This is a genomic window from Bacillus arachidis, assembly GCF_030285945.1.
Classification (GTDB): domain Bacteria; phylum Bacillota; class Bacilli; order Bacillales; family Bacillaceae_G; genus Bacillus_A; species Bacillus_A arachidis.
This window is the reverse complement of record NZ_CP127376.1, coordinates 1,930,212-1,951,567: the sequence shown is the minus strand read 5'-3', so window position 1 is coordinate 1,951,567 and position 21,356 is coordinate 1,930,212. Positions and strand designations below refer to the sequence as shown.

Annotated in this window: 25 protein-coding genes and 1 pseudogene; 11 read left to right on the top strand and 15 right to left on the bottom strand. The window is 34.3% G+C overall.

What is annotated here, in order from left to right; all coding sequences use genetic code 11:
- Positions 1–18: 18 nt before the first annotated feature.
- The 4 genes from fosB to QRY57_RS11365 all read right to left on the bottom strand — a co-directional run bounded on the left by fosB (position 19) and on the right by QRY57_RS11365 (position 3,904).
- Positions 19–438: a FosB/FosD family fosfomycin resistance bacillithiol transferase gene (fosB, locus tag QRY57_RS11380; protein WP_026592243.1), complete on the bottom strand. Its 420-nt coding sequence runs from the start codon at positions 436–438 to the stop codon at positions 19–21.
- Positions 439–495: 57 nt separating this feature from the next.
- Entirely contained in the window at positions 496–2,157 is a 1,662-nt protein-coding gene (locus tag QRY57_RS11375; RefSeq protein WP_286017472.1) for a peptide ABC transporter substrate-binding protein, read from the bottom strand.
- A gap of 145 nt (positions 2,158–2,302) precedes the next feature.
- Positions 2,303–3,247, bottom strand: coding sequence for a DUF2628 domain-containing protein (locus tag QRY57_RS11370; RefSeq protein WP_286017471.1), 945 nt, complete (start codon positions 3,245–3,247; stop codon positions 2,303–2,305).
- Between the two features lie 204 nt (positions 3,248–3,451).
- On the bottom strand, positions 3,452–3,904 hold the full coding sequence (locus tag QRY57_RS11365) for a methylated-DNA--[protein]-cysteine S-methyltransferase (protein ID WP_090688679.1): 453 nt from the start codon (positions 3,902–3,904) through the stop codon (positions 3,452–3,454).
- A gap of 133 nt (positions 3,905–4,037) precedes the next feature.
- Between QRY57_RS11365 and namA the strand changes: the two genes are divergently transcribed.
- Positions 4,038–5,078 (top strand): NADPH dehydrogenase NamA, encoded by a 1,041-nt coding sequence (gene namA, locus QRY57_RS11360; RefSeq protein ID WP_090688677.1) that lies wholly within the window; start codon positions 4,038–4,040, stop codon positions 5,076–5,078.
- 46 nt (positions 5,079–5,124) lie between these two features.
- Here the strand turns inward: namA and QRY57_RS11355 are convergent, their stop codons facing one another.
- Positions 5,125–5,784: an oxidoreductase gene (locus QRY57_RS11355; RefSeq protein ID WP_026592248.1), complete on the bottom strand. Its 660-nt coding sequence runs from the start codon at positions 5,782–5,784 to the stop codon at positions 5,125–5,127.
- Between the two features lie 220 nt (positions 5,785–6,004).
- Between QRY57_RS11355 and QRY57_RS11350 the strand changes: the two genes are divergently transcribed.
- The 3 genes from QRY57_RS11350 to QRY57_RS11340 all read left to right on the top strand — a co-directional run bounded on the left by QRY57_RS11350 (position 6,005) and on the right by QRY57_RS11340 (position 8,034).
- Positions 6,005–6,298, top strand: a complete 294-nt coding sequence (locus tag QRY57_RS11350; protein WP_286017470.1) for a hypothetical protein — start codon at positions 6,005–6,007, stop codon at positions 6,296–6,298.
- A 180-nt stretch (positions 6,299–6,478) separates the two neighbouring features.
- Positions 6,479–7,432: a metal ABC transporter substrate-binding protein gene (locus tag QRY57_RS11345; RefSeq protein WP_026592250.1), complete on the top strand. Its 954-nt coding sequence runs from the start codon at positions 6,479–6,481 to the stop codon at positions 7,430–7,432.
- A 131-nt stretch (positions 7,433–7,563) separates the two neighbouring features.
- The gene (locus QRY57_RS11340) at positions 7,564–8,034 is read left to right on the top strand and encodes a GNAT family N-acetyltransferase (RefSeq protein ID WP_286017469.1); all 471 of its coding nucleotides are present in this window, start codon (positions 7,564–7,566) and stop codon (positions 8,032–8,034) included.
- Positions 8,035–8,042: 8 nt separating this feature from the next.
- Here QRY57_RS11340 and QRY57_RS11335 read toward each other — a convergent pair whose 3' ends face one another.
- A complete protein-coding gene (locus QRY57_RS11335; protein WP_026592252.1) occupies positions 8,043–8,993 on the bottom strand; it encodes a CobW family GTP-binding protein in 951 nt (316 codons plus the stop codon).
- A 149-nt stretch (positions 8,994–9,142) separates the two neighbouring features.
- Here QRY57_RS11335 and QRY57_RS11330 point away from each other — a divergent pair, with 149 nt between their 5' ends.
- Together QRY57_RS11330 and QRY57_RS11325 are read left to right on the top strand one after the other, a co-directional pair.
- Complete coding sequence (locus tag QRY57_RS11330; protein WP_208018305.1) at positions 9,143–10,045, top strand: aldo/keto reductase; 903 nt, start codon at positions 9,143–9,145, stop codon at positions 10,043–10,045.
- Positions 10,046–10,123: 78 nt separating this feature from the next.
- Positions 10,124–10,270 carry a hypothetical protein gene (locus tag QRY57_RS11325; protein ID WP_165770726.1) on the top strand — a complete coding sequence of 49 codons (147 nt, stop codon included), beginning with the start codon at positions 10,124–10,126 and terminating at the stop codon, positions 10,268–10,270.
- 48 nt (positions 10,271–10,318) lie between these two features.
- Here QRY57_RS11325 and QRY57_RS11320 read toward each other — a convergent pair whose 3' ends face one another.
- Both QRY57_RS11320 and QRY57_RS11315 read right to left on the bottom strand, forming a co-directional pair.
- Complete coding sequence (locus QRY57_RS11320; RefSeq protein ID WP_286017468.1) at positions 10,319–10,903, bottom strand: GNAT family N-acetyltransferase; 585 nt, start codon at positions 10,901–10,903, stop codon at positions 10,319–10,321.
- 142 nt (positions 10,904–11,045) lie between these two features.
- The gene (locus QRY57_RS11315; RefSeq protein WP_026592255.1) at positions 11,046–12,518 is read right to left on the bottom strand and encodes a flavin monoamine oxidase family protein; all 1,473 of its coding nucleotides are present in this window, start codon (positions 12,516–12,518) and stop codon (positions 11,046–11,048) included.
- A 185-nt stretch (positions 12,519–12,703) separates the two neighbouring features.
- On the opposite strand from QRY57_RS11315, the gene QRY57_RS11310 reads away from it, so the two are divergent.
- Entirely contained in the window at positions 12,704–12,907 is a 204-nt protein-coding gene (locus QRY57_RS11310; RefSeq protein WP_286017467.1) for a DUF3896 family protein, read from the top strand.
- Positions 12,908–13,082: 175 nt separating this feature from the next.
- Positions 13,083–14,242, top strand: a protein-coding gene (locus QRY57_RS11305; RefSeq protein ID WP_286015426.1) for an IS3 family transposase whose coding sequence is annotated in 2 segments (ribosomal slippage) — positions 13,083–13,341 and positions 13,341–14,242 — 1,161 coding nt in all. Because the reading frame shifts where the segments join, the coding sequence is not laid out codon by codon here.
- A gap of 53 nt (positions 14,243–14,295) precedes the next feature.
- Here QRY57_RS11305 and QRY57_RS11300 read toward each other — a convergent pair.
- From QRY57_RS11300 to QRY57_RS11290, 3 genes are all read right to left on the bottom strand, one after another.
- Positions 14,296–15,249: an alpha/beta hydrolase gene (locus QRY57_RS11300; RefSeq protein WP_286017466.1), complete on the bottom strand. Its 954-nt coding sequence runs from the start codon at positions 15,247–15,249 to the stop codon at positions 14,296–14,298.
- Positions 15,250–15,547: 298 nt separating this feature from the next.
- Positions 15,548–16,003, bottom strand: a complete 456-nt coding sequence (locus QRY57_RS11295) for a DUF3939 domain-containing protein (RefSeq protein WP_026592258.1) — start codon at positions 16,001–16,003, stop codon at positions 15,548–15,550.
- Positions 16,004–16,099: 96 nt separating this feature from the next.
- Entirely contained in the window at positions 16,100–16,543 is a 444-nt protein-coding gene (locus QRY57_RS11290) for a Dps family protein (protein ID WP_026592259.1), read from the bottom strand.
- A 241-nt stretch (positions 16,544–16,784) separates the two neighbouring features.
- On the opposite strand from QRY57_RS11290, the gene QRY57_RS11285 reads away from it, so the two are divergent.
- On the top strand, positions 16,785–17,825 hold the full coding sequence (locus QRY57_RS11285; RefSeq protein ID WP_026592260.1) for a YkvI family membrane protein: 1,041 nt from the start codon (positions 16,785–16,787) through the stop codon (positions 17,823–17,825).
- 32 nt (positions 17,826–17,857) lie between these two features.
- Here QRY57_RS11285 and QRY57_RS11280 read toward each other — a convergent pair whose 3' ends face one another.
- From QRY57_RS11280 to QRY57_RS11265, 4 genes and pseudogenes are all read right to left on the bottom strand, one after another.
- Complete coding sequence (locus QRY57_RS11280; RefSeq protein WP_026592261.1) at positions 17,858–18,226, bottom strand: DUF3979 family protein; 369 nt, start codon at positions 18,224–18,226, stop codon at positions 17,858–17,860.
- Between the two features lie 182 nt (positions 18,227–18,408).
- Complete coding sequence (locus tag QRY57_RS11275; protein ID WP_286017465.1) at positions 18,409–18,723, bottom strand: hypothetical protein; 315 nt, start codon at positions 18,721–18,723, stop codon at positions 18,409–18,411.
- A 150-nt stretch (positions 18,724–18,873) separates the two neighbouring features.
- On the bottom strand, positions 18,874–19,923 hold the full coding sequence (gene rsgA, locus QRY57_RS11270) for a ribosome small subunit-dependent GTPase A (RefSeq protein WP_026592263.1): 1,050 nt from the start codon (positions 19,921–19,923) through the stop codon (positions 18,874–18,876).
- Between the two features lie 138 nt (positions 19,924–20,061).
- Positions 20,062–20,262, bottom strand: a pseudogene (locus QRY57_RS11265) (hypothetical protein); the annotation flags it as partial.
- A gap of 367 nt (positions 20,263–20,629) precedes the next feature.
- On the opposite strand from QRY57_RS11265, the gene QRY57_RS11260 reads away from it, so the two are divergent.
- On the top strand, positions 20,630–20,977 hold the full coding sequence (locus tag QRY57_RS11260) for a DUF4257 domain-containing protein (protein ID WP_208018300.1): 348 nt from the start codon (positions 20,630–20,632) through the stop codon (positions 20,975–20,977).
- Positions 20,978–21,062: 85 nt separating this feature from the next.
- On the top strand, positions 21,063–21,287 hold the full coding sequence (locus QRY57_RS11255) for a hypothetical protein (RefSeq protein WP_026592266.1): 225 nt from the start codon (positions 21,063–21,065) through the stop codon (positions 21,285–21,287).
- Positions 21,288–21,356: the final 69 nt, after the last annotated feature.

Genomic DNA, 21,356 nt, shown 5'->3' with positions numbered 1-21,356 from the left:
TTCCCTGCCCCCTTTATTTCAACAATAAAATTTCATATGTGGTTTTGCTTCCTTATAATAATGTAAGCGATCCTGCAATGTACCTGAATGAAACTCAAACTTATGTCCATCTGGATCAATAAAATAAATAGACTGACAATCTCTTACATCACGTTCTCTTCCTTGTAAAATATGAACTTTATTCTCCTCTAATCGCTTTAATAGCTGATCAAATTCCTCTTGTTGAACAGAAAATGCAATGTGTGTATATGACTGATGAATTTCATTTCTTGCAATATCTGCTTCTTCATTGAGTGCGACCCACATTCCACATACATCAAAATATGCGAGTTTTTTTCCTTTTACTAATAACCTTCCCTCTAATACTGTTTCATAAAATTGAATTGATCTTTCTAAATTTGAAACTGAAAAACAAAGATGATTAAATCCGTTTATCAACATAGAACCTCCTTACAAAATAAGAGATGCGCAAAAATTCGCACATCTCTTATTATACTATTTTTTTGTAACATATGCCCATTTATAACTAAAATCGCCACCGAATGTATGATTTGCAATTCCTTTTACATATGTTTTTTCTAAATATGCTGTACTTTGCTGATAAGCAGGTGAAATTGCGGCATCTTCTCCAATTAAGATTTTTTCCGCTTCTGCAAGTGCTTTCCAACGTGCTGCATCGTCTTTTAACAATTCACCTTTTGACTTAGCAACTAAATCATCATACTTTGGATTTGAATAAGCCATTTCATTAAATGTACTTCCTGTAATAAACATATCAATGTATGTCATTGGATCTGGATAATCAGGGCTCCATGCTGATAGCGAAAACTCATATTGTAATTTCTTCTCTAAATCTAATTTTTGTTTATATGGTTGTTGTTTCAAATTCACTTTAATTCCAGGTAAATTTTTCTCAAGTTCTTCTTTAATAAAGTCACCAACTTTTTTGCGGCTACCATTATCATCGTTTAGTAATTCTACCGTAATTGTATCTTGACCCAATTCTTTTTTCGCTTCTTCCCATAACTTTTTCGCTTTTGCCGCATTATCGTTACTATCTCGGAAATTTTTATTTACAGTACGAAAATCTTTTCCATCCGGACCCGTTGTAAATTTTTCCGGTACTAAGAAATATGCTGGTAATGATCCATCATTTAAAATGACATTTGCAATACCTTTTTTATCATAAGCTAAATCAATCGCTTCTCGCACTTTTTGATTTTTAAATGTTGAGTTTTGTTGATTAAAACGTAAGAAATACATGCGCGGATCTAGTTTCGTTTTGAATTCATCTGGCTTATTCTTTTTATATTTATCAACAAACTCTGAGGTTAAAATGACGCGATCTACTTCATCACTATCATACAAGTTCACACCTGTGCTCGTTTCTTTTACGATACCGACATTAATTTCTTCTAGTTTTACAGTACCTTTATCCCAGTAATTTGGATTTTTCTTTAATTTATAGCTTTGCTCATGTTTCCATTCACTTAACGTAAATGGTCCATTGTATAAAATTTTATCAGCTTCTAGTGCATATTTATCTCCTTGTTTTTTTACAAACTTCTCATTTAAAGGGAAGAATGTTGGAAATGATGTAAGATCAAGAAAATATGGAGCGGGTTGTTCAAGTTCTACCACTAGTGTTTTATCATCTTTTGCTTTTACACCAAGCTGATCAAGAGGCAACTCTCCCTTATTAACTTTTTGAGCATTTTTTACATCAAATAAAATAAATGCATATTCAGATGCTGTTTCTTTATCAAGCGCGCGTTGCCAACCATATACAAAATCTTGCGCACGAACCGGCTCACCATTCGACCACTTTGCATCTCGTAATTCAAAAGTATATGTTTTCTTATCTTCACTAATTTTCACATCTTTTGCCATACCTGGAGTTCGTTTATTATCTTTATCTAATCGATATAAACCTTCCATTGCATTTACGAATACTCGGAACGATACGGAATCTGTTGATTTTGACGTATCCATCGAAGGAATTTCTGCTGTTTCTAGTAAGTTTAACACTTGTTTATCGGCCATCCCCTTACCTGTTTCTTTCTTCGTTGTCGATGCTTTCTCCCCATTCCCGCAACCTGCAACAAACATACTTGTTGATAGTGCAAGTGCAGCAAGCGTTGAAACTTTTTTCTTCATTCTTTCTTCCCCCAATCTTTATGTATACAATAAGGCCTATATGATAATATTATACAAAACATTCAGATTATTTCAAATATTTTTCTTTACTGAAATAAAAAGAAATGAATGTAAAAGCTACTTTATCCGCTTTTACATTCATTTCTTATAACATCTCTTTTATTTCATCTTTTTGTAATCCATCATCAAACTCAAAAAGATCTTGCGTACGAAACACATCTTCCATCATTATCAAGAATTCTTTTTCATCTTGTGGCTCATCGTTAATCGTAAGAGAATAGGGTTCAATTTCATTCAACCTGTAATCGACAACAAATTGAATGACAATTTTTTGTCTTGCCATACCATTATTATATCCATGAAATTCTACTAATTCTAATCCATCTCCCCCGCGGTAATAAACCCAGGTTGGTTGCTTAAAATAGTGTTCAAACGATTCTCCAATAGATAAGAAGGGATACTCATAAAGAGAACTTGCTCGTACTTTTTGAATGACATCTTGATCTGTGGGAAAGAAAAAGTGACTCATAAATATACTAGCCGCTGTCAAAATTGTAACAATAGCCGCTCCAATTTTACTTGTTCCACCATTATCACGAATAAGATAACTTTCAACAGCTTCGTCCTTTACCCCCCTTGCCTTTATTCGATATATTTTCCGCTCAGCAAATCGATAATATAGCCCATTAGCAAATATCCCAATTCCTATCATCATTAAAATGAGTAATAAAAAAGTAAGCGGCACCATATTTATGATTGGAAGTGCAACATTGAAACCCATATAATAGGAGAATGCATTACAAGCTACTAATAAGATTACAAATAAACAAGCAGGTAAGTAATACTTTCGATAGCCAAACCATCCAACATTGAAAATAGCCGCCCATCCATTCCAACTCCACCCTGCTATTCGTTTTTTTTCTTTCTCCCATTTCCCTTTATAATATGGATAATGCGCTCCCACATATTGTTCCATATCTTTTTCTATTGGTGAGGTTTCCTCTTTTGTTCTATTATGTAAAACTTGCTGACAATCTTTACAATTGAACTGACTGTCAGGACAAGGATTCCCACAATTTATACAATGCAAAATAATCCCTCTTTCCGTGATTTGTCCGCTACTGATACTTCTATTGTCCAACATACTAAAAACTTAATGATTTGAAGAAAGAGGCTTTTACAGGATCGTACACCCACAAATAATAGGCGAAACCATTCAGATTAGATCGTAATATAGAATTCGTTTTCCTTTAATCGATGAAAACTACTATTTCCATCCGAACATTTTTTCGTCTTATTTTAAAATCCCCTCATGTTGTAATAACCATTCTTTTCGCCATAGTCCACCTGCATAGCCAACTAACTTTCCACTTTTTCCAATTACACGATGACATGGAACAATAATAGAAATCGGGTTGCGACTATTTGCTCCGCCAATCGCACGTACTGCCTTTGTGTTACCAACCTTTTCTGCAATATCTAGATAGGAAGCACTCACTCCATACGGAATCGTATAAAGTGCATCCCAAACATTCTTTTGAAATGGTGTTCCGACTGCTGATAGTGGTACTGTAAATTCAGTTCGCTTTTGATGAAAATATTCATCTAATTCAGTGAGACACTGTTCTACAATTTGACTTGTATTCTCTTCTTTCCGTTTCTCTACAAAAATAACAGACGTAATTCCTTCATCATTTGCAGTAATTTCAAGCAAACCTATTTCGCTTTCATAATACGCTCGGTACATGCTCCTACCCTCCAATTTGATTCATTTCAATAATTGTAACACAAATGTGCAATCTTTCGAGAATAAGCGTTTTATTATGGAAACAAAAATGATGATGATACAATTAAGAAAACTGTAATAAGGGGGAATAACTATGGGCTATCATCTTTTTTCACCTTATACGATGAAAGATATCACATTAAAAAATCGTATTGTTATGTCACCGATGTGTATGTACTCTTCAGAACACGAGGATGGAAAGGTTACAAATTTCCATCCTATCCATTATGCATCTCGAGCAGCTGGTCAAGTAGGTCTTGTAATGCTTGAAGCTACAGCTGTTGTACCTGAAGGACGTATTTCTAATAAAGATTTAGGTATTTGGAATAATGATCATATTCCAGGTTTACAACAAACGGTTTCACTCATCCATGAAAATGGTGCCAAAGCAGCTATTCAATTAGCACACGCTGGACGAAAAGCTGAATTACATACAGATGCTGTAGCACCCTCGGCTGTTGCATTTAATGATGCTATGAAAATTCCGTTAGAAATGAATAAACAGCTAATCCAAGAAACAATTTCCGCTTTTCAAGATGCTGCATACCGCTCCAAACAAGTAGGATTTGATATTATTGAATTACATGCGGCTCATGGCTATCTCATTAATGAATTTCTTTCTCCATTATCAAACAAACGGACTGATGAGTATGGTGGATCACCTGAAAATCGTTACCGTTTCTTAAGAGAAATCATTAATGCTGTAAATGCTGTTTGGAATGGTCCTTTATTTGTGCGTATTTCTGCTAATGATTATCACCCTGAAGGATTAACAGAACATGACTATGTTCAATTTGCAAAATGGATGAAAGAACAAGGGGTAGATGTAATTGATTGTAGTTCTGGTGCAGTTGTACCTGCACAAATTGATGTTTACCCTGGCTATCAAGTAAAATATGCAAATCATATAAAAAAACAAGCGCGCATCGCGACAGGCGCAGTAGGACTAATTACAAGTGGTATACAAGCAGAAGAAATTTTAGCAAATAATGAAGCAGACTTGATCTTTATTGGTCGCGAGCTACTTCGCAATCCATATTTTCCAAGAACAGCAGCCAACGAACTTGGATTTGAATTACAAGAACCACACCAATATCAACGTGCTCGTGGTAAAACAACCCCGACTCGCCGCTAAAATGAGATAAAACAAAAAGGAGAAGGACGTCCCTTCTCCTCTTTCATTATTTCATCATTGTAATCTCTGTAGAATTATAAATATGAACACCAGATTCTTCACGTAGCGCTGCTAGATACATCCCTTTTGCAACCTGCTCAGCTGTAATTGGCTTATACTTTTTTAAAGTACCATTAAATACAAATGGTACGATACCAAATATCTTCTCAGCCATTCTTTCTCCAAAACGAAATTCTTCTCGATCCCCAAGTAGTAATGATGGTCTAAATATATGAACCCCACCAATCACCAACTTTTGAAGTTCTTCCTCCATCTTCCCTTTTACTTGTGAATAAAAGAATAGAGATTTCGGATTGGCACCCATAGAAGAAATAACAAGAAAATTTTGCACACCTTGTTTTTCTGCTAAACAAGCTGCTCGTAATGTATATTCATAGTCTACCTTCTTAAAATTCGCTTTCGTTTTTGCTTTCTTAATTGTTGTCCCAAGACAGCTAAAGACATCATCAACAGCAAATAACTCTTTATACTCTTCTAATATAGAAAAGTCCACTTGTTTCTGTTGTAACTTTTCATGCTCCCATTGTAATGGTTTTCTTACAAAAACCATTACCGAATCATAGTAATCTGAATCAAGTAATAGCTGCGTCACTTCTTGTCCAACTAAACCACTTGCACCGAGTACTAGCGCTGTTCGTTTATTCATCTATCCCTATACCTCTTTATCTAATTTTATACCGTCCAATTAGGCAGTACCAATCCTATTTCTAGGAGTTTCCTTTTTACTTATTCTATCATAAGTAAAGCACTATGCGTGACGCAAGCGCTTTACTCACTCTTCTCTCTTGTTTTCTCTATTGGTAACTTTGTTATGATTGTAGAGTCACCCAGATTACTTATTAATGTTTTAAGGAAAATCAAAACACATGTTAATGGTAAAACAACCACTAATATCAATAAAATTGCCTCCATCAAGTAATCCACTCGCTCATCCCCTTTTCATCCCCTCTACCTCAATATATGAAAGCAATGTTGCCACTTATGCGACATTCATAAAAATTAATACTGCTCTTTTTGACAACTTTATAACAAAATCAAATCGAAATGATTATTATTTACTCCGCATTAACGTGCAGAAATATCCCCGCCTCAAAATCCAGCACAATAAAGATGTTTTATGGGGATCAACTGCCCGTAAAAGCCTGATTGGTGAAGGCTAATAATTGGTACGGGACTTTATCCCACAACAATTAATGTTTCACTTTATTGCAACTTTCGTAAAGATGTATTATACTAAGTTCGCAACTTAAAACGTAATTATTACGTTTTGTGATAAAAATGTTTTTTCTCTTATTTTGGGAGAAAATAAACTTGGAGAAGAAAGAAAAGAGGAGAATTATATGAAGAAAAGATTAATGGTATTTTCTTTTATACTTATTTTCACATTAATTTTCGCTGGATGTTCCAGCAAAAAAGAAGGATTAGCAAAAAAAGATGGCAAACTTTCTGTGTATACAACCATTTTTCCACTTGCTGATTTCGCTAAAAAAATCGGTGGTGACTATGTAACTGTTGAAACAATTTATCCACCTGGTGCTGACTCTCATACATATGAGCCAAGTCAAAAACAAACGGTGCAAGTTGCAAAGGCAGATCTATTCGTATACAACGGCGCAGAATTAGAACCGTTTGCAGAAAAAATGGAAAAAACATTAAAAAAAGAAAATGTAAAAATTGTTAATGCATCTAAAGGCTTCGATCTTATCGCTTCATCAGAAGAAGAACATCATGAACACGAAGAAGGTCATAAAGAAGAAGAACATCACCATCACGACAAAGATCCACACGTATGGCTGGATCCTACACTCGCAATGAAACAGGCTGAAAAAATTAAAGATGCACTTGTAGCATTGCAACCAGATCATAAAAAAGAATTCGAGAAAAACTTCGCTGCTCTGCAAACAAAGTTTACTGACTTAGATGATCATTTTAAATCTGTTGTTTCAGGTGCAAAAACGAAAGATATTCTAGTTTCTCACGCTGCATATGGGTACTGGGAAAAACGCTATGGATTAAAACAAATACCAGTTGCTGGAATCTCTGCTTCCGATGAACCGTCACAAAAAGAACTGGCTAACATTACAAAAACAGTAAAAGATCATGGCTTGAAATATATTCTTTTTGAAACATTCTCTACTCCAAAAGTAGCAGAAGTTATTCAAAAAGAAACAGGAACGAAAATTTTACGTTTAAATCACCTCGCTACTATTTCTGAAGATGATGCAAAGAAAAACAAAGATTACTTCACATTAATGGAAGAAAACGTGAATGCTTTAAAAGAAGCTACAAGCTAAATGTATCTTTCCTCTAAGACAGCTGGACATATTCAGCTGTCTTTTTTCAATACATCAACTTGACTTAAACGAAAGAGCAAGTAAAATTATCCATATTAGCTTTATAACACTTCAGAAAGCGAGTTGGAACTATGAATCTTCACATTCGTGAAGTAACAGCAAACAATTGGCGTTCAGTCGCTGCTTTACAAGTAACAAAGGGGCAGCAACAATTTATTGAGAGTAATGCATTTTCTTTAGCAGAGTCTTTATTTGAAGGAAACGGAACGTCAGTAGGCTTATATGATGGAGAGACACTTATTGGATATGCGATGTATGGTTGGTATTCAGCAAAAGATGATAGCGTATGGTTAGATCGTTTTATGATTGATTATCATTTCCAAGGAAACGGGTATGCAAAACGGTTTCTGCATCTGCTAATCCAGTATTTACAACAAAAATTTCAATGTAGAAAAATTTATTTAAGTCTTCATCCAGACAACACACTAGCAATGAAACTATATGAGTCTTTCGGCTTTCACTTAACTGGTGATATTGATGATGAAGGACCCGTTGTTGGTGTTATAATGGAATTACAAATAAATGAAAGTATAAGCCTGTGAAAACAGGCTTATTTTACGCACTCTTTAAAATGTTCTTGGAACCATTCTTTATTAATATCTTTCCCGATGAAAACCACTTCACTTACGCGTTCTTCCCCTTCTTTCCACTCTCTATCATAAGAAGCAGCAAACAAAGTATGAACACCTTGAAAAACAACACGGCGATCCACTCCATCAATCGAAAGGATGCCCTTATATCGATATAAATACTCTCCTAATTCTTGAACGACAGCTGACATCCATTCATTCAACTTTTGTAAATCTAATGGTCGCTCTTCACGTAATACAAACGATTTCACACCTTCTAAATGATGGTGCTCTTTATGCGGATAAATTTCTAATGTATCACGTGTTTTAAACGTTTGAATTTCTAATAAAGCAGGAATATCTACTTCACAATTTGTCGTTGGTATTAATTTTGCCATCGGATTAATCCCTTGTAACTCAGTAAGAAGTTTTTCCTTATCCACTTCTTCAATTAAATCTACTTTATTTACTAAAATCATATCAGCAAAGGCAATCTGCTCTTTTGCTTCTAATCCTTTTTCAAAATGTTTATGTATATGATAACTATCTACCACTGTCACAACACCATTAATTTTGTATGCTGATTGAATAACTGGATCCAAAAAGAACGTTTGGATAATCGGTCCTGGGTTTGCAAGACCTGTTGTTTCAATCACCAGACCATCAAAATCCATTTTCCCTTCTGCTTTTACGTCAAGTAATTGTTTTAAAGCAACAAGTAAGTCTTCACGCACTGTACAGCATAAACAGCCATTTGTCATTTCCATAATTTCTTCTTCAACATTCATAATTAATTGATTATCAATGCCAATTTGACCTATTTCATTTACAATAACCGCTAGTTTTTTACCATGTTCTTCCGATAAAATACGATTTAATAATGTAGTTTTCCCAGATCCAAGAAAACCAGTTAAAATTGTTACTGGAATCATTTTTACAGCTCCTTATGCCTATATCTATATACATTATATCATACAGAAAAGACATATTTATTGTAAGCATCTCTTGCTAGCTATATAATATTACCAAACAAGAAAGCCTTTTCAAAAATATCATTATTCATCAAGGAGGTCTACTCAAAATGAAACGAATTCAGATGGCTAATAACCTTGAATTTTCTCGTATCATTCAAGGATTTTGGCGTTTAGCAGAATGGAATATGTCAAAACAAGAATTACTTTCTTTCATCGAAAATTGTATGGATATGGGAATTACAACTTTTGATCACGCTGATATTTACGGGGGATATACGTGCGAATCGTTATTTGGGGAATCATTACAATTAAAGACTTCTTTACGTGAAAGTATGCAAATTGTCACAAAATGTGGAATCGCTCCCCTATCACCAAAATTCCCAGAACGATATGTTGCTCACTATAATACTAGTGCTGAACATATCGTGAAAAGTGTAGAACAGTCGCTACAAAACTTACATACCGATTATATTGATTTGCTACTCATTCATCGACCTGACCCATTTATGGATCCAAGTGAAGTGGCAGAAGCTTTCACACGTTTACAGCAAGATGGAAAAGTACGTCATTTTGGCGTATCTAACTTTTTACCGTCTCAGTTTAATATGCTTAGCTCATATTTAGATTTCCCGCTCATTACAAACCAAATTGAAGTATCTGCGATGCAGCTTGAACATTTTGAAAAAGGTACAATTGACTTATGCCAAGAGAAAAGAATTAATCCCATGATTTGGTCTCCTCTTGCTGGTGGAGAAATCTTTACAGGACAAAATGAACGTGCTATACGCTTACGAGAAACTTTACAAAAGATTGCAAATGAATTAAATGTTGATAGCATCGATATTGTCATGTATGCATGGCTACTTGCTCACCCAGCAAACATGATGCCAATCGTTGGTTCTGGTAAATTAGAGCGCGTGAAGACGGCAATCGAAGCTACAAAACTTACATTAGATCGTCAGCAATGGTTTACAATCTTTGAAAGTTCGAATGGACATCCCGTACCTTAATGTGCTAACACATTATAGTAGGTATTGAATATCCAACTCCTTTTTATGTTATAATTACCATAAAAAGGAGTTGGATTTATGAATAACTCGAATAAAGATTACTCCTGGAAATTACTCAAAATTTGGTTATCTATTCCAAGAAGTGCAAGACTTGCATTCTTATGGGCTATTATTTTAGGAGTTTCCTATTTAGGTTGGGTAAAAATCATTAAACAATTCTTATAATGACTGAAACTTAAATAATAATACAATTCAAAAAGCAAAGCTAATACATTATAGCTCTGCTTTCTCATACCTATTTCTTGTCATCGCAAACACACATGTATCCCTTAATCCATTACCATCTACTGCTACACTACCGCTTTCTAAAACCCCTTCTAAGTTGAAACCCAACCTCTCTGGTATCGCTCTACTTTTTACATTTCGTGAATCACAGCGAATCTCTATCCGATTTGCCTTTAACTCAGTAAAAGCATAATTCATAATACCTTGCGCCGCTTCTGTCATATAGCCTTTTCCACCGAAGCGAGAATCTATCCAATATCCAATTTCAAATCTTGGTATTTCCCAATCGATACGATGCAATCCAGCAGATGCTACAAATTCGCCTGTTTCTTTTAAAAATACTAGTAATCTCAAATCTTCACGCTGTAAAAATTGAATATGCGACCTTCTTATACTCGCTTCGATTTCTTCTTCTGTTTGCTCTTTTTGAGCGAAAACCATCCACGGCTTTAGTTCTTCTACCGATGCATTGATAGCTTCATATACTGCTTTTCCATCCCCTGGTTTCGGCATTCGAATAAAAAGCCTGTCTGTGTAAAATTCAGAAGGAAAATCAAGTAATAATGGATTCATTCCAAACACTCCCCATCTTTCTTTTGTATATAATAATATTAAATTTAAACTATATAGTAAATACTTTTCTGAATTTTACTTATTTTAAAACTCAAACAACACGCTCACTCGATTTATATGCACACTTTCTCTACTATTAAACTCATACAATCAACTGATTCACCTCTACCGCTGTACGTATTCCAGACTCAATCGCTCCTTGTATCCATCCATGATAAAGCGTTGTATGATCTCCTGCAAAATAAATTTTCCCTTCAGGTTTTACAATTGCTGGTTGCAATTCTACTTCTTGACCAGCTTGAAAAATAGCAAATCCTCCTAATGCATACGGATCTAACGTCCAACTTTTGGATATTCCTGACATAAATTCATCATACACTTGACCACCTAATATAGTCGCTAAATTTTGTAATGTATAATAAATGCGATCACCTTTCGATAATCCATCCCATAATAATGCATCAAAAGACCATGTATAACTTCCAAGCATAATAGCGGGTCCTTTTGAACCAATCCCATGACTCGGATAATATGCATAACGGATTGGTAAATCCGTTATAATCCTTCCCCCTAATTGACCCTGTTCTTCCCAAAAGCGACTTTTAAACTGAATTCCTATTTTCGTAGCAGCCATATAATGTAATTCACGAATCGCTCTCCACTTTTCATGTGATACAGAATCGAAAGGATCAATTTCCACAAAGCGCATTGTAGAAAACGGAATTGTAATAATAACTAAATCACCGGTTATGCTACTATATTCAAACGTTTCTTCATGTCTACAATAAGCTGTTATTCCTTTTTGATGTTGATGAAGTTTCATCAATTTTTGATTGTATATAATATCATCTTGTAACTGCGGTAAAAAAGATTTTGGAAGCTGATCATTGCCCCCTTTAATTTCACAAAAACCACTTTCTTGCTGCAAAATATATATAAATCGTAACGTTTCAACAAATGATTTTTCTAAAAAACCTTCTAAGTCCAAAAGTACACCAATCATCTCAATCGTTACTGGTGAAAAATACGTTTTATATTGATACGGATGATATTTTAAAAACTGTGCTGTTGAATACTTTCCGAAGTCTTGTTCAACAATCTTCCAGTTTTTATCTGGGTCTCTTTTAATAAAATCAATAATTGGCTGTACTGCTAATAATAATAACTCCTCAGAGGTCTTTCCCACCTCATTCACTGCAACTGGATACTTTAAAATACTCGGATTATTTTCATATTGCTGCAACGTCGTTTTTTTACCATTCACATAAATAATATCTGTCTCATTTCGATTAATAAAAGGAGTTACTTGCAGCCCGAACTTTCTTATATAAGCCATCGTTAGTGTATGTATATATGGTATACGCATCGCTCCAACATCTAAATATAATCCAGTGTCCTCCATTCTAACAGTCTCAATTCGGCCTCCTATACGGTTATTCGCTTCTAAAATTTTCACAGAATGCCCTGCGTTTTTAAGTAACGATGCTGATACTAAACCAGCCATTCCAGCACCAACTATAATGATTTGTTTTGGCTCTACTGTTTTCGGTAATCCTTTATCAATAATTTTCAACATTTCATCAGTTGTAACACGGGATTGTGTATGCACTTGCATCATTCCACCCCTTGCTTTAAAAAATACAAAACAGTGATTCTTTGAATTGTATTCATAAGTATAGTAGAACAACACAATATATTTCAGAATATTCATTAATAATTCACAGAGATTTACTCTCATTCGCCATTCCTTATCATATAATAAAGATGCAGATAGGAAATGTAAGGAAAGGATTGATAAAAATGAAACGCACTTACGACTATCCTGAAACAAAAAAACATTTAGAATTAAAAAAACAACTATTATGCAAAAAATTATTAAATGTAAATTTAACTGAAGAAGATCGAAATCAAATTAAGATGGAGATCGATAACTACGAATATATTTTAACTTTAGTGGAGATGAATCATTATGAACGTGGCATTTCTCATAACAAGCGGATGTAAAAACATTCGCTTGTTTATTTGAGGATAAATTAAAGTCATATCGGTTGCTAGCAGAAGCATAAAAAAGAGATGCATCACATAGAGTGATGTGGTATTATCCCATTTAGGTAGACAGTAAAAAAGAGTCCATCTGGTATGATGGACTCAATACTGTTTATCTGGAGGGGATTTTTTTATGGCGAAAAAAGGACAATCATTTCAAACATATACAGAAGAAGTAAAACAAGAAGCCGTTCGACTTCGATTAGAGGAAGGAAAAACATTACAATTCATTCGAGCACAGTTAGGAATTAAAAGTGACGCTCAAATTGTTGAATGGGTGAAACGTTACGAAAAAGGACAATCGTTTGAAGATCAACGTGGCATATGGAAGCGAAAGCATTTTAATAGTATAGAAGAAGAAAATGCTTATTTGAAAGCACAGGTGGAATATTTAAAAAAGCGCAATCCAAATCTACACGGGAAGGAATGGTCTTAAAGAAAGAACGTTTTTCGATTATCGATAGACTACGCACATTATATCCTCTTCGTTGGTTATTACAAATTGCCGAGGTATCGAAAGCTGGCTACTACAAATGGCGAAAAAACCGCTCCCATGTAGCGTTGCGCCGTCAAAAAGATACATGGCATAAAGAGCATATTTTATCTATCCATCGGAAACACCCGTATTATGGATACAAACGTATGACCCGCGCTTTGATTCGTGAAGGAATGTATATGAATCACAAACGCGTTAGACGTTTGATGCATGAATTAGGAATCCGTTCTATGATTCGGAAAAAACGTCCTTTTTACGGAAGGAAAGCATCGATTGTGTTTCAAAACCATCTGAATCGAGAATTTTATGCGGATAAGAGACATGTAAAATTAGTAACAGATATTACATACATAAGAATTGGAGAAGAATTTGCTTATTTGTCAGCTGTCTTAGATTTGTATAACAATGAAATCGTGGCATGGAAGTTATCACATCGAAACGATTTAGCGCTTGTACTATCTACATTAGAACAGTTAGAAGGAATCAAGCGTACTACTAAAACCCTTCTACATTCTGATCAAGGATTTCAATATACATCAAAAAGTTACGCAAAACAGTTAGAACGATTAAAGATAAAGGGAAGTCATTCTAGACGAGGGAACTGTTTTGACAATGCATGTATTGAATCGTTCTTCTCTCATTTAAAAACAGAGAAGTTGTATTTAGTGCGTCCAAAAACATATGAAACAGCTTATCGAGCAATCCAAGAATATATCACATTTTACAATCAAGAGCGATTCCAAGAAAAACTTCACGGCCTTTCCCCGATAGAATATCGGGAAAAGGCCGTGGCATAAAACTCTTTTTATTATTGTCTACTTGACGGGGATATGACCAATGCATCTCTTTTTTATACTTCTGTTTTCGTAATATATTCAACAGCTTCTTTCAATACGTCTTCAAATTGTTCAGGGTAATCATGGTTTACGTTAGATATAACTTTATACTTATATTGTATGTTTTTCGTTTCCAATAGCTTCACAAACCTCTGTGTACATTCAAAGCAATCTTCATCCTGATCCCCACAAATAATATATCCCTTAATACCTTTATCTTTCAATTTATTCAACAAGTCTTCCCATTCTTCAATCTCAGGAACCCACGGTGCTACAAAAACAAAACCTTGTACCGCTATATCTTCGTTTAATATTGCATGTAGCGCCACCCTTGCACCAGCAGAAAAGCCTCCGATAATTGTATGATTTAGCTCACCACGATTGTACGCTATAATACTTTCATAATGCTCCTTTAACTCACGGGATCCCTTTTCGACATGATCCCAAACATAACCTTCTGAAAATTGAATTTGAGAGGACTGCGGTAATGCTAACAAATAACCTTGATTCACAACCGGTTTCCAATACGGTTCTGCTATTTTTATATTTTCTTGATTACCATGCAATGCAATTAATAAATTGTTATGAATACCGCTCTTCCCTTGTAGCGTTTTCAAATGAACTTGTTCAGATTTCTTTGCTGCTTCTTCTCTTTCTTTACATAACTGAATCATCTGATTAAATTCTTCATATTTATGAAGCGGTTTTAAATCTTCGTCCGTAATCAAATATTCATATCCATACCAAAACTCATTTTCGACAATCGCTTCTTTCATTATATGTAAAGCTTCTTTCTCAAGCCCAGATGCACTTGCCAATGCATATCTAAAATTAAATATTTGCGCCTTATTACCACCAGTTACCTTGTCTGCATTTTTAGTAATATAATAATATGCTTCTAAACTACCATCTTTCGCGTAACATTCTAACGTCTCATTTAGTAAACCAATGTAAGTAACCTTATTCATCTACACTTACCTCCCGTAACCTTTTAGGAATATATATTTCTTTAACATGCTTTCAGTCACCCTAAGGTTCCGGTAATACATACTGTCAAATTTTAAATATTAGATTAACAGTAACTACTCCCACTCTTAGGATAACGTTTACAAAATAACTTACAATTTTTCATAATACATCACTCCTTTCTATCTCTTATATAATTAAATACAAAATTAACAGAAAAGTCAATTTATAAAACAAAATATACTATAGTTTCACATTTCTTTTAACAAAAAAACAACAATATATCATTGTTGTTTTTTGTTAAACAATATTTTTTTTACTTTTATCTGGTTTACTTGAGACTAAATAATGTTTCTCTGAAATATATAATTTTCGCTTTAATATACGATCTAAATACGGTGCTAGTTTCATTCCACATATAAGGCGATCCTCATCGTTTTCTACAATAGGAAACATTTCTTTTTCGGTAACATATTGGTCTACCGCTTTTTGTACAATATCAATTTCTTTTACAAGTTCTAAATTTTCTTCTGTATGTTCAAATACCTCAAGTGTTTCCTTCGTTATAATGAACGTATTTGTAGGAAATGCTGGTAGATATGGTTTTAATAAGTCATAATTCACTGTATAATCTTCATTAACTAATACTGTATAAACAATATTGGCATTCTTTTCTAGAAATTTAGCCATTGCTTGTTCTAATTCATCTTTCGTAATTTGCCTCTCCTCTTTTCCACTTTTGAAAAAGCGAAACATTGTATCGCCTCCTTTTTACTATATTATACCATAAAAAGAAAGCTTAAAAATCATAAAAAAACCCATCGAAAGAATTTTCAATAGGTTTTCAATATCTTATTTTAAGAATGCACTTAACATCCAAACATGTTGTTCTAATGTTGTATGAATCGCTAATAGCATATCTGCTGATGTTTCGTCTCCAGCCTCGTCCGCTACTTCCATACCCTCTTTTAATTCTTGAATGATTGCTGAGAAATCCTTTACTAATATTTGTACCATTTCTTCAGCCGATTCTTTACTCGTTCCTTCATGTACAGTAGATGTTTCTAAATACTCTTTCATTGTTGCTAATGGTTTTCCTTCTAACGCTAAAATACGCTCTGCTAATTCATCAATATACGTTGCTGCTTCTGTATAAAACTCTTCAAATTTTTCATGTAATGTAAAGAAGTGTGGGCCTGTTACATACCAGTGATAGTTATGAAGTTTTACATATAACACACTCCAGTTTGCTACCTGTTTGTTTAATACTTCAACAACATTTGTTTTTGTACTCATTCAATCCACTCCTCTTATTATCTTATAATTATTCTCTTTTAAGAACATATTCTTATTGTACCATAAATTCCCTACTCATCCAAATCATCCACCTATATGTCACAAAGTTGCAACAACTTTAATCATTTACTAATGTTGAAAAATCTATGTACCCTTTCTTTCACTTCATATGTCTAATTGTCCAAGCTCACACATATGCATAATAATAGGTCACGTTCATCATAGTAGAAAGAGGGATTACATGGATAATCAGCAGTGGAAAGTAGCTAAAAAAGTTGCTGCTACTTATATTGGGACTGTCGTTGGGGCTGGATTTGCAACCGGGCGAGAAATTGTTGAATTTTTTACGATTAACGGATTATACGGAACAATTGGAATATGCATAAGTGGAATTCTTTTCATTTGGCTGGGTACAAAAATGATGTTACTTTCTTCACAAATCGGTGCATTTTCCGCTCAGGAATTTAACAGATATTTGTTTGGTGATGTATTTGGAAATGTGATAAACACTTTGTTATTACTCGTACTTTTTGGTGTAACAAGTGTCATGCTATCAGGTGCTGGTGCTGTATTCGAGGAACAACTACGTCTACCACGACAACTCGGTATTCTCATTACAGTTATCGCGTGTATTATCATTGGGAGCCGCGGCTTACAAGGTGTATTTGAAGTAAATACACTTGTCGTACCAATTATGATGATTTTTATTATCGGACTTGCTATTACAACTTTTATTCATGGTGCGATCCCTATCCTTAACACAGTTCCGACAGAGAGTTGGAATATGAAATGGGTAACAAGTCCCCTTACATATGTCGCCTTAAATCTTTCTCTCGCCCAAAGTGTTCTGGTACCGCTAGCAAGCGAAGTAAAAGATCAAAAAGCGATTCTATGGGGCGGAATTTTAGGAGGAGCTGGGCTGTGTTTTATTCTATTATGTAGTCATCTAGCCATTTTATCTATTGATCAATTTTACCAATATAATATTCCTATGGCTGAAGTAGTAAGAAGATTTAATGCTACTTTCCATTTTTTCTTTGTCCTTATTATTTTTGGGGAAGTATTTACAACATTAGTTGGAAACGTATTTGGGATGACAAAACAAATGCAGTCTATTACTGGCTGGAAGAGCAACCATATTATTTATTTTATTTTACTTATTAGTTATTGTTTTAGTTATATTGGTTACAGTGAACTTCTTCATATCTTATATCCTATCATCGGATGGGTTAGCATCATTCTTTTGCCAATTATCGCATATAAACAGTTAGAAAAAACATAGTAAAAAAGCATCCGCTATGTACGGATGCTTTTTTACTCACAATCTTCACAGACTTCCCAATATAGACCCATTTCTACTGCGAGAAATGGTTTTAATTGTAACCGAATCATTCTGCTTGGCATACGCTCTAAAACAAATTGAACCGCTTCTTCATCCTCTTCTAACTCGGTTTTTAAGATTGCTATTCGTTGTATAGTTGTAATCTGCCGACCCTCTTTATATAAAGTAATTCGCAACTCGTCATATTCATTAAAAAACAATTCTACACTCATATGTTCCGTTGATACACTATTAACAATTGAATATTGACCATCTTCTTCTTGGATTATATATTTCCAGCCATTTTTCTTATCTTCCATTGGAGCAACTTGAAATAATGACATCAAATCCCCGTATAGCATAAGATAACCCCTCTCTTACTAAAAAACAATGAGTATTTTATATACCCTTTTTCTCTATCACTATCAATTTTATTGTACCATATATCAATTGACTTGCTATATTCATCTGCCTGTTCTACGTCATCATTTTTATATAAATTATGAAAAAAAACAGGAATGACTTTTATCATTCCTGTTTTTCATCAAAATACTTTTCCTGTAGCAGCTAAAGCTAATACTGCTATAAAACTTGCGAATAGTAACGAGACAATAAAACTAAAAATCGGTAATGTTTTCTTTTCAGTCTTTTTAAACAATAGTCTTAAACTAATAAAGATATTTAGTGGTACAAATATGAAATAAAAATATTTAATAATTTGTACGACACCACTCGAACTATTTAAAAGTGTTTTAAATACAAACACCTCAATTAAAAAGATAAGAAAAAATGAAATACTTAACCAAAATGAGGCATAGCTAAGCCAAGAATGTCTTTTAGTTCCCCAGTACACTCCCATACTCTTCTCCTTTATAAATAGTCTATTTTACAATAATTATACACGTATATAACAAAATCCTTTATTTTCCGACTATAATTTTCTGTTTTTTATAGAATAAATGACAAAAAACCAAAAGCACTCTATTTGCTTTTGGTTTTTTAATTTATTCTACTTTTTCCGATTCTGCTTTGTTATTTTTCTCCACTTCCCTCGTTCAGCACGAGCGAGCACTGGATCTTGTTTTCTCATCGCGTATGCAATCTCTCTTTGCAATTTTTTATAATTTCGCAAACGGTTTTCTGCTAAAACACCTTCATCAATAGCCTTGCGAACGGCACACCCAGGTTCATTTTCATGCTCACAATCACGGAAACGACATCCTTCCGCAAGTTTCTCAATATCAGAAAACGCTGCATGAATTGCTTCGCTTCCCTCCCATAGTTGAAGCTCTCGCATTCCTGGTGTGTCAATCACTAGGCCACCGCTTGGTAATTGGAACAACTCACGATGAGTCGTAGTATGTCTTCCCTTACTATCCTCTTCTCGAATACCACCTGTTTTTGCAACTTCACTTCCCATTAATGCATTTAACAAAGTAGATTTACCCGCACCAGATGAACCGACAAGGGCAATCGTTTTGCCAGAAGCAACAAATTGTTTCAATGATTCAATTCCTGTTTGCTGCAAACTATCAACCGCAAAGATCGGAACACCCATGGCTACCGCTTCTGTTTCCAATATCTTTTGCTCCATTTCTTCACATAGGTCACTTTTCGTCAAAACAATAATAGGCATTGATCCACTTTCATAAGCTAATAATAAATAACGTTCGATTCTTCTTACGTTAAAATCATGATTAAGCGCATTGACTAAGAAAAGATAATCAACATTTGCTGCCACAATCTGTTCAGCCGTTCTCTCGCCAGCTGCTTGCCTAGAAAAGGAGCTTCTTCTTGGGAAAACATGATGAATAATAGCCTTGCCTTCCTCTTCTATTTTCTTTATATGCACCCAATCACCAACTGCTGGATAATCCCCTTTATCTAATGCTTCATGACGAAATTTCCCGGATAACTCAGCTATATACTCACCATCATCACAAATAATACGATACATGTGCTTATGTTCAAGTAAAATACGACCTACTTCATATTTTTCTATAGATTGATCCTCAAAAAAAGAATCCCATCCAAATGATTCTAAACGATTTTGATTCAAATTTTTATCCTCCCTATTTTGAACTCAGTGGAAGGAATACGCGATTCTTACAAAGTACCGCTCTTTCCGTCCACCTTTGTATTCGCTTTAACATTCATATCAATAATCATCGCCATAACACATCACTCCGTTCTTACTTTAGTTAATTTCATTATATGTGATAGAATTTTGAAAAGCTACTTTATTTAACTGATTTTTCAGATATATTTCTTTTATTGTTCTTATTTGCCCACGATGGCTGATTTCATCTTCTAGTACATGAAACCACAAATAGTACTGATTATATACGATGCCGTTTTCCCATCGTCCTTCTGACATTAACCAATCATCATCTTTTTTAATCTTTTATTTCTTGCAATGTGACCGCTCTTGCATGCTCAAGCATATTAACAAGTTGTCCAACATTTTTCATATAGCCCTCTACATCCTTTTTTCGATAATCTAACAGATTTTACCGAAAGAGTACCCCTACTTCAAACGAAGTTAAGTGGGGGAGTATTCATATTCATTTTCTTGCCCCCTTTTCTAAACTCGTAATAATGAAAAGTGATATCATATAATAGACTGAAGTATATCTAAATTTTCTGTTATAATAAAAACGAACAAGCACGTAGCCAGACCAAATTTTCTCAATATGCTGATATAAAATTTAAAAAGGAATACAAATACAAAAAACGAATCTTATTCACTAAAAGGAGTGGATTTGATGGAGATGTATCAATGGCTAACTGCTGTTCTCATTGGTGGCGTTACTGGTTTCGTTTCCCATCTTATCAATAACCAAGGCAAGTTATTGCTTCCACGCCGTTTAAAAACATTTTTTCACCTCGGGTTTTTCACTGATATTTTAACTGGTAGTCTTGCGGCACTTCTGGGACTCGTCTTATTTGATGTGAATACTATAAAAGAAATTATTAAAGTGTCCATTGTCACTGCCATTTCAGGGCAAACATTTTTACTTCATCAAGCTCTCGGTGGTGAACAAGCAAAAAACACACAGATTGGTAAAGCTGATGAAAAAATCCAAGAAATTGACAAATTATTGCGACGTTAAGCTATACTTCATTTGAAATTTACTGTTATAATGGGGAATAAATATTTCTGAATTGCGTCGTCTGTCAGAAGAAAGGGTGTTTCGTATGACAAAACAAAAAATAGAAGATTTCTTAACAGACTCTGAAAAAGAGGAACTGATAGAAAACTATAAATGTTTACGAGCAGCCCGCACAAAGCGCGAAGCTAACTATTTTGGTGAAGCAGTCAATCACCTATTGGATAAAGCAAAAAAACGAATTATCGAAGAAGCAGGAATAGAAGATGAAAATGCTGCAACTATTCAATCTAAACGAAAAGCACTGTTTTAGTAATATTACTAAAACAGTGCTTTTCGTCATTTTGTTTACATAATTATTTTATCTTATACTAACAGAAAG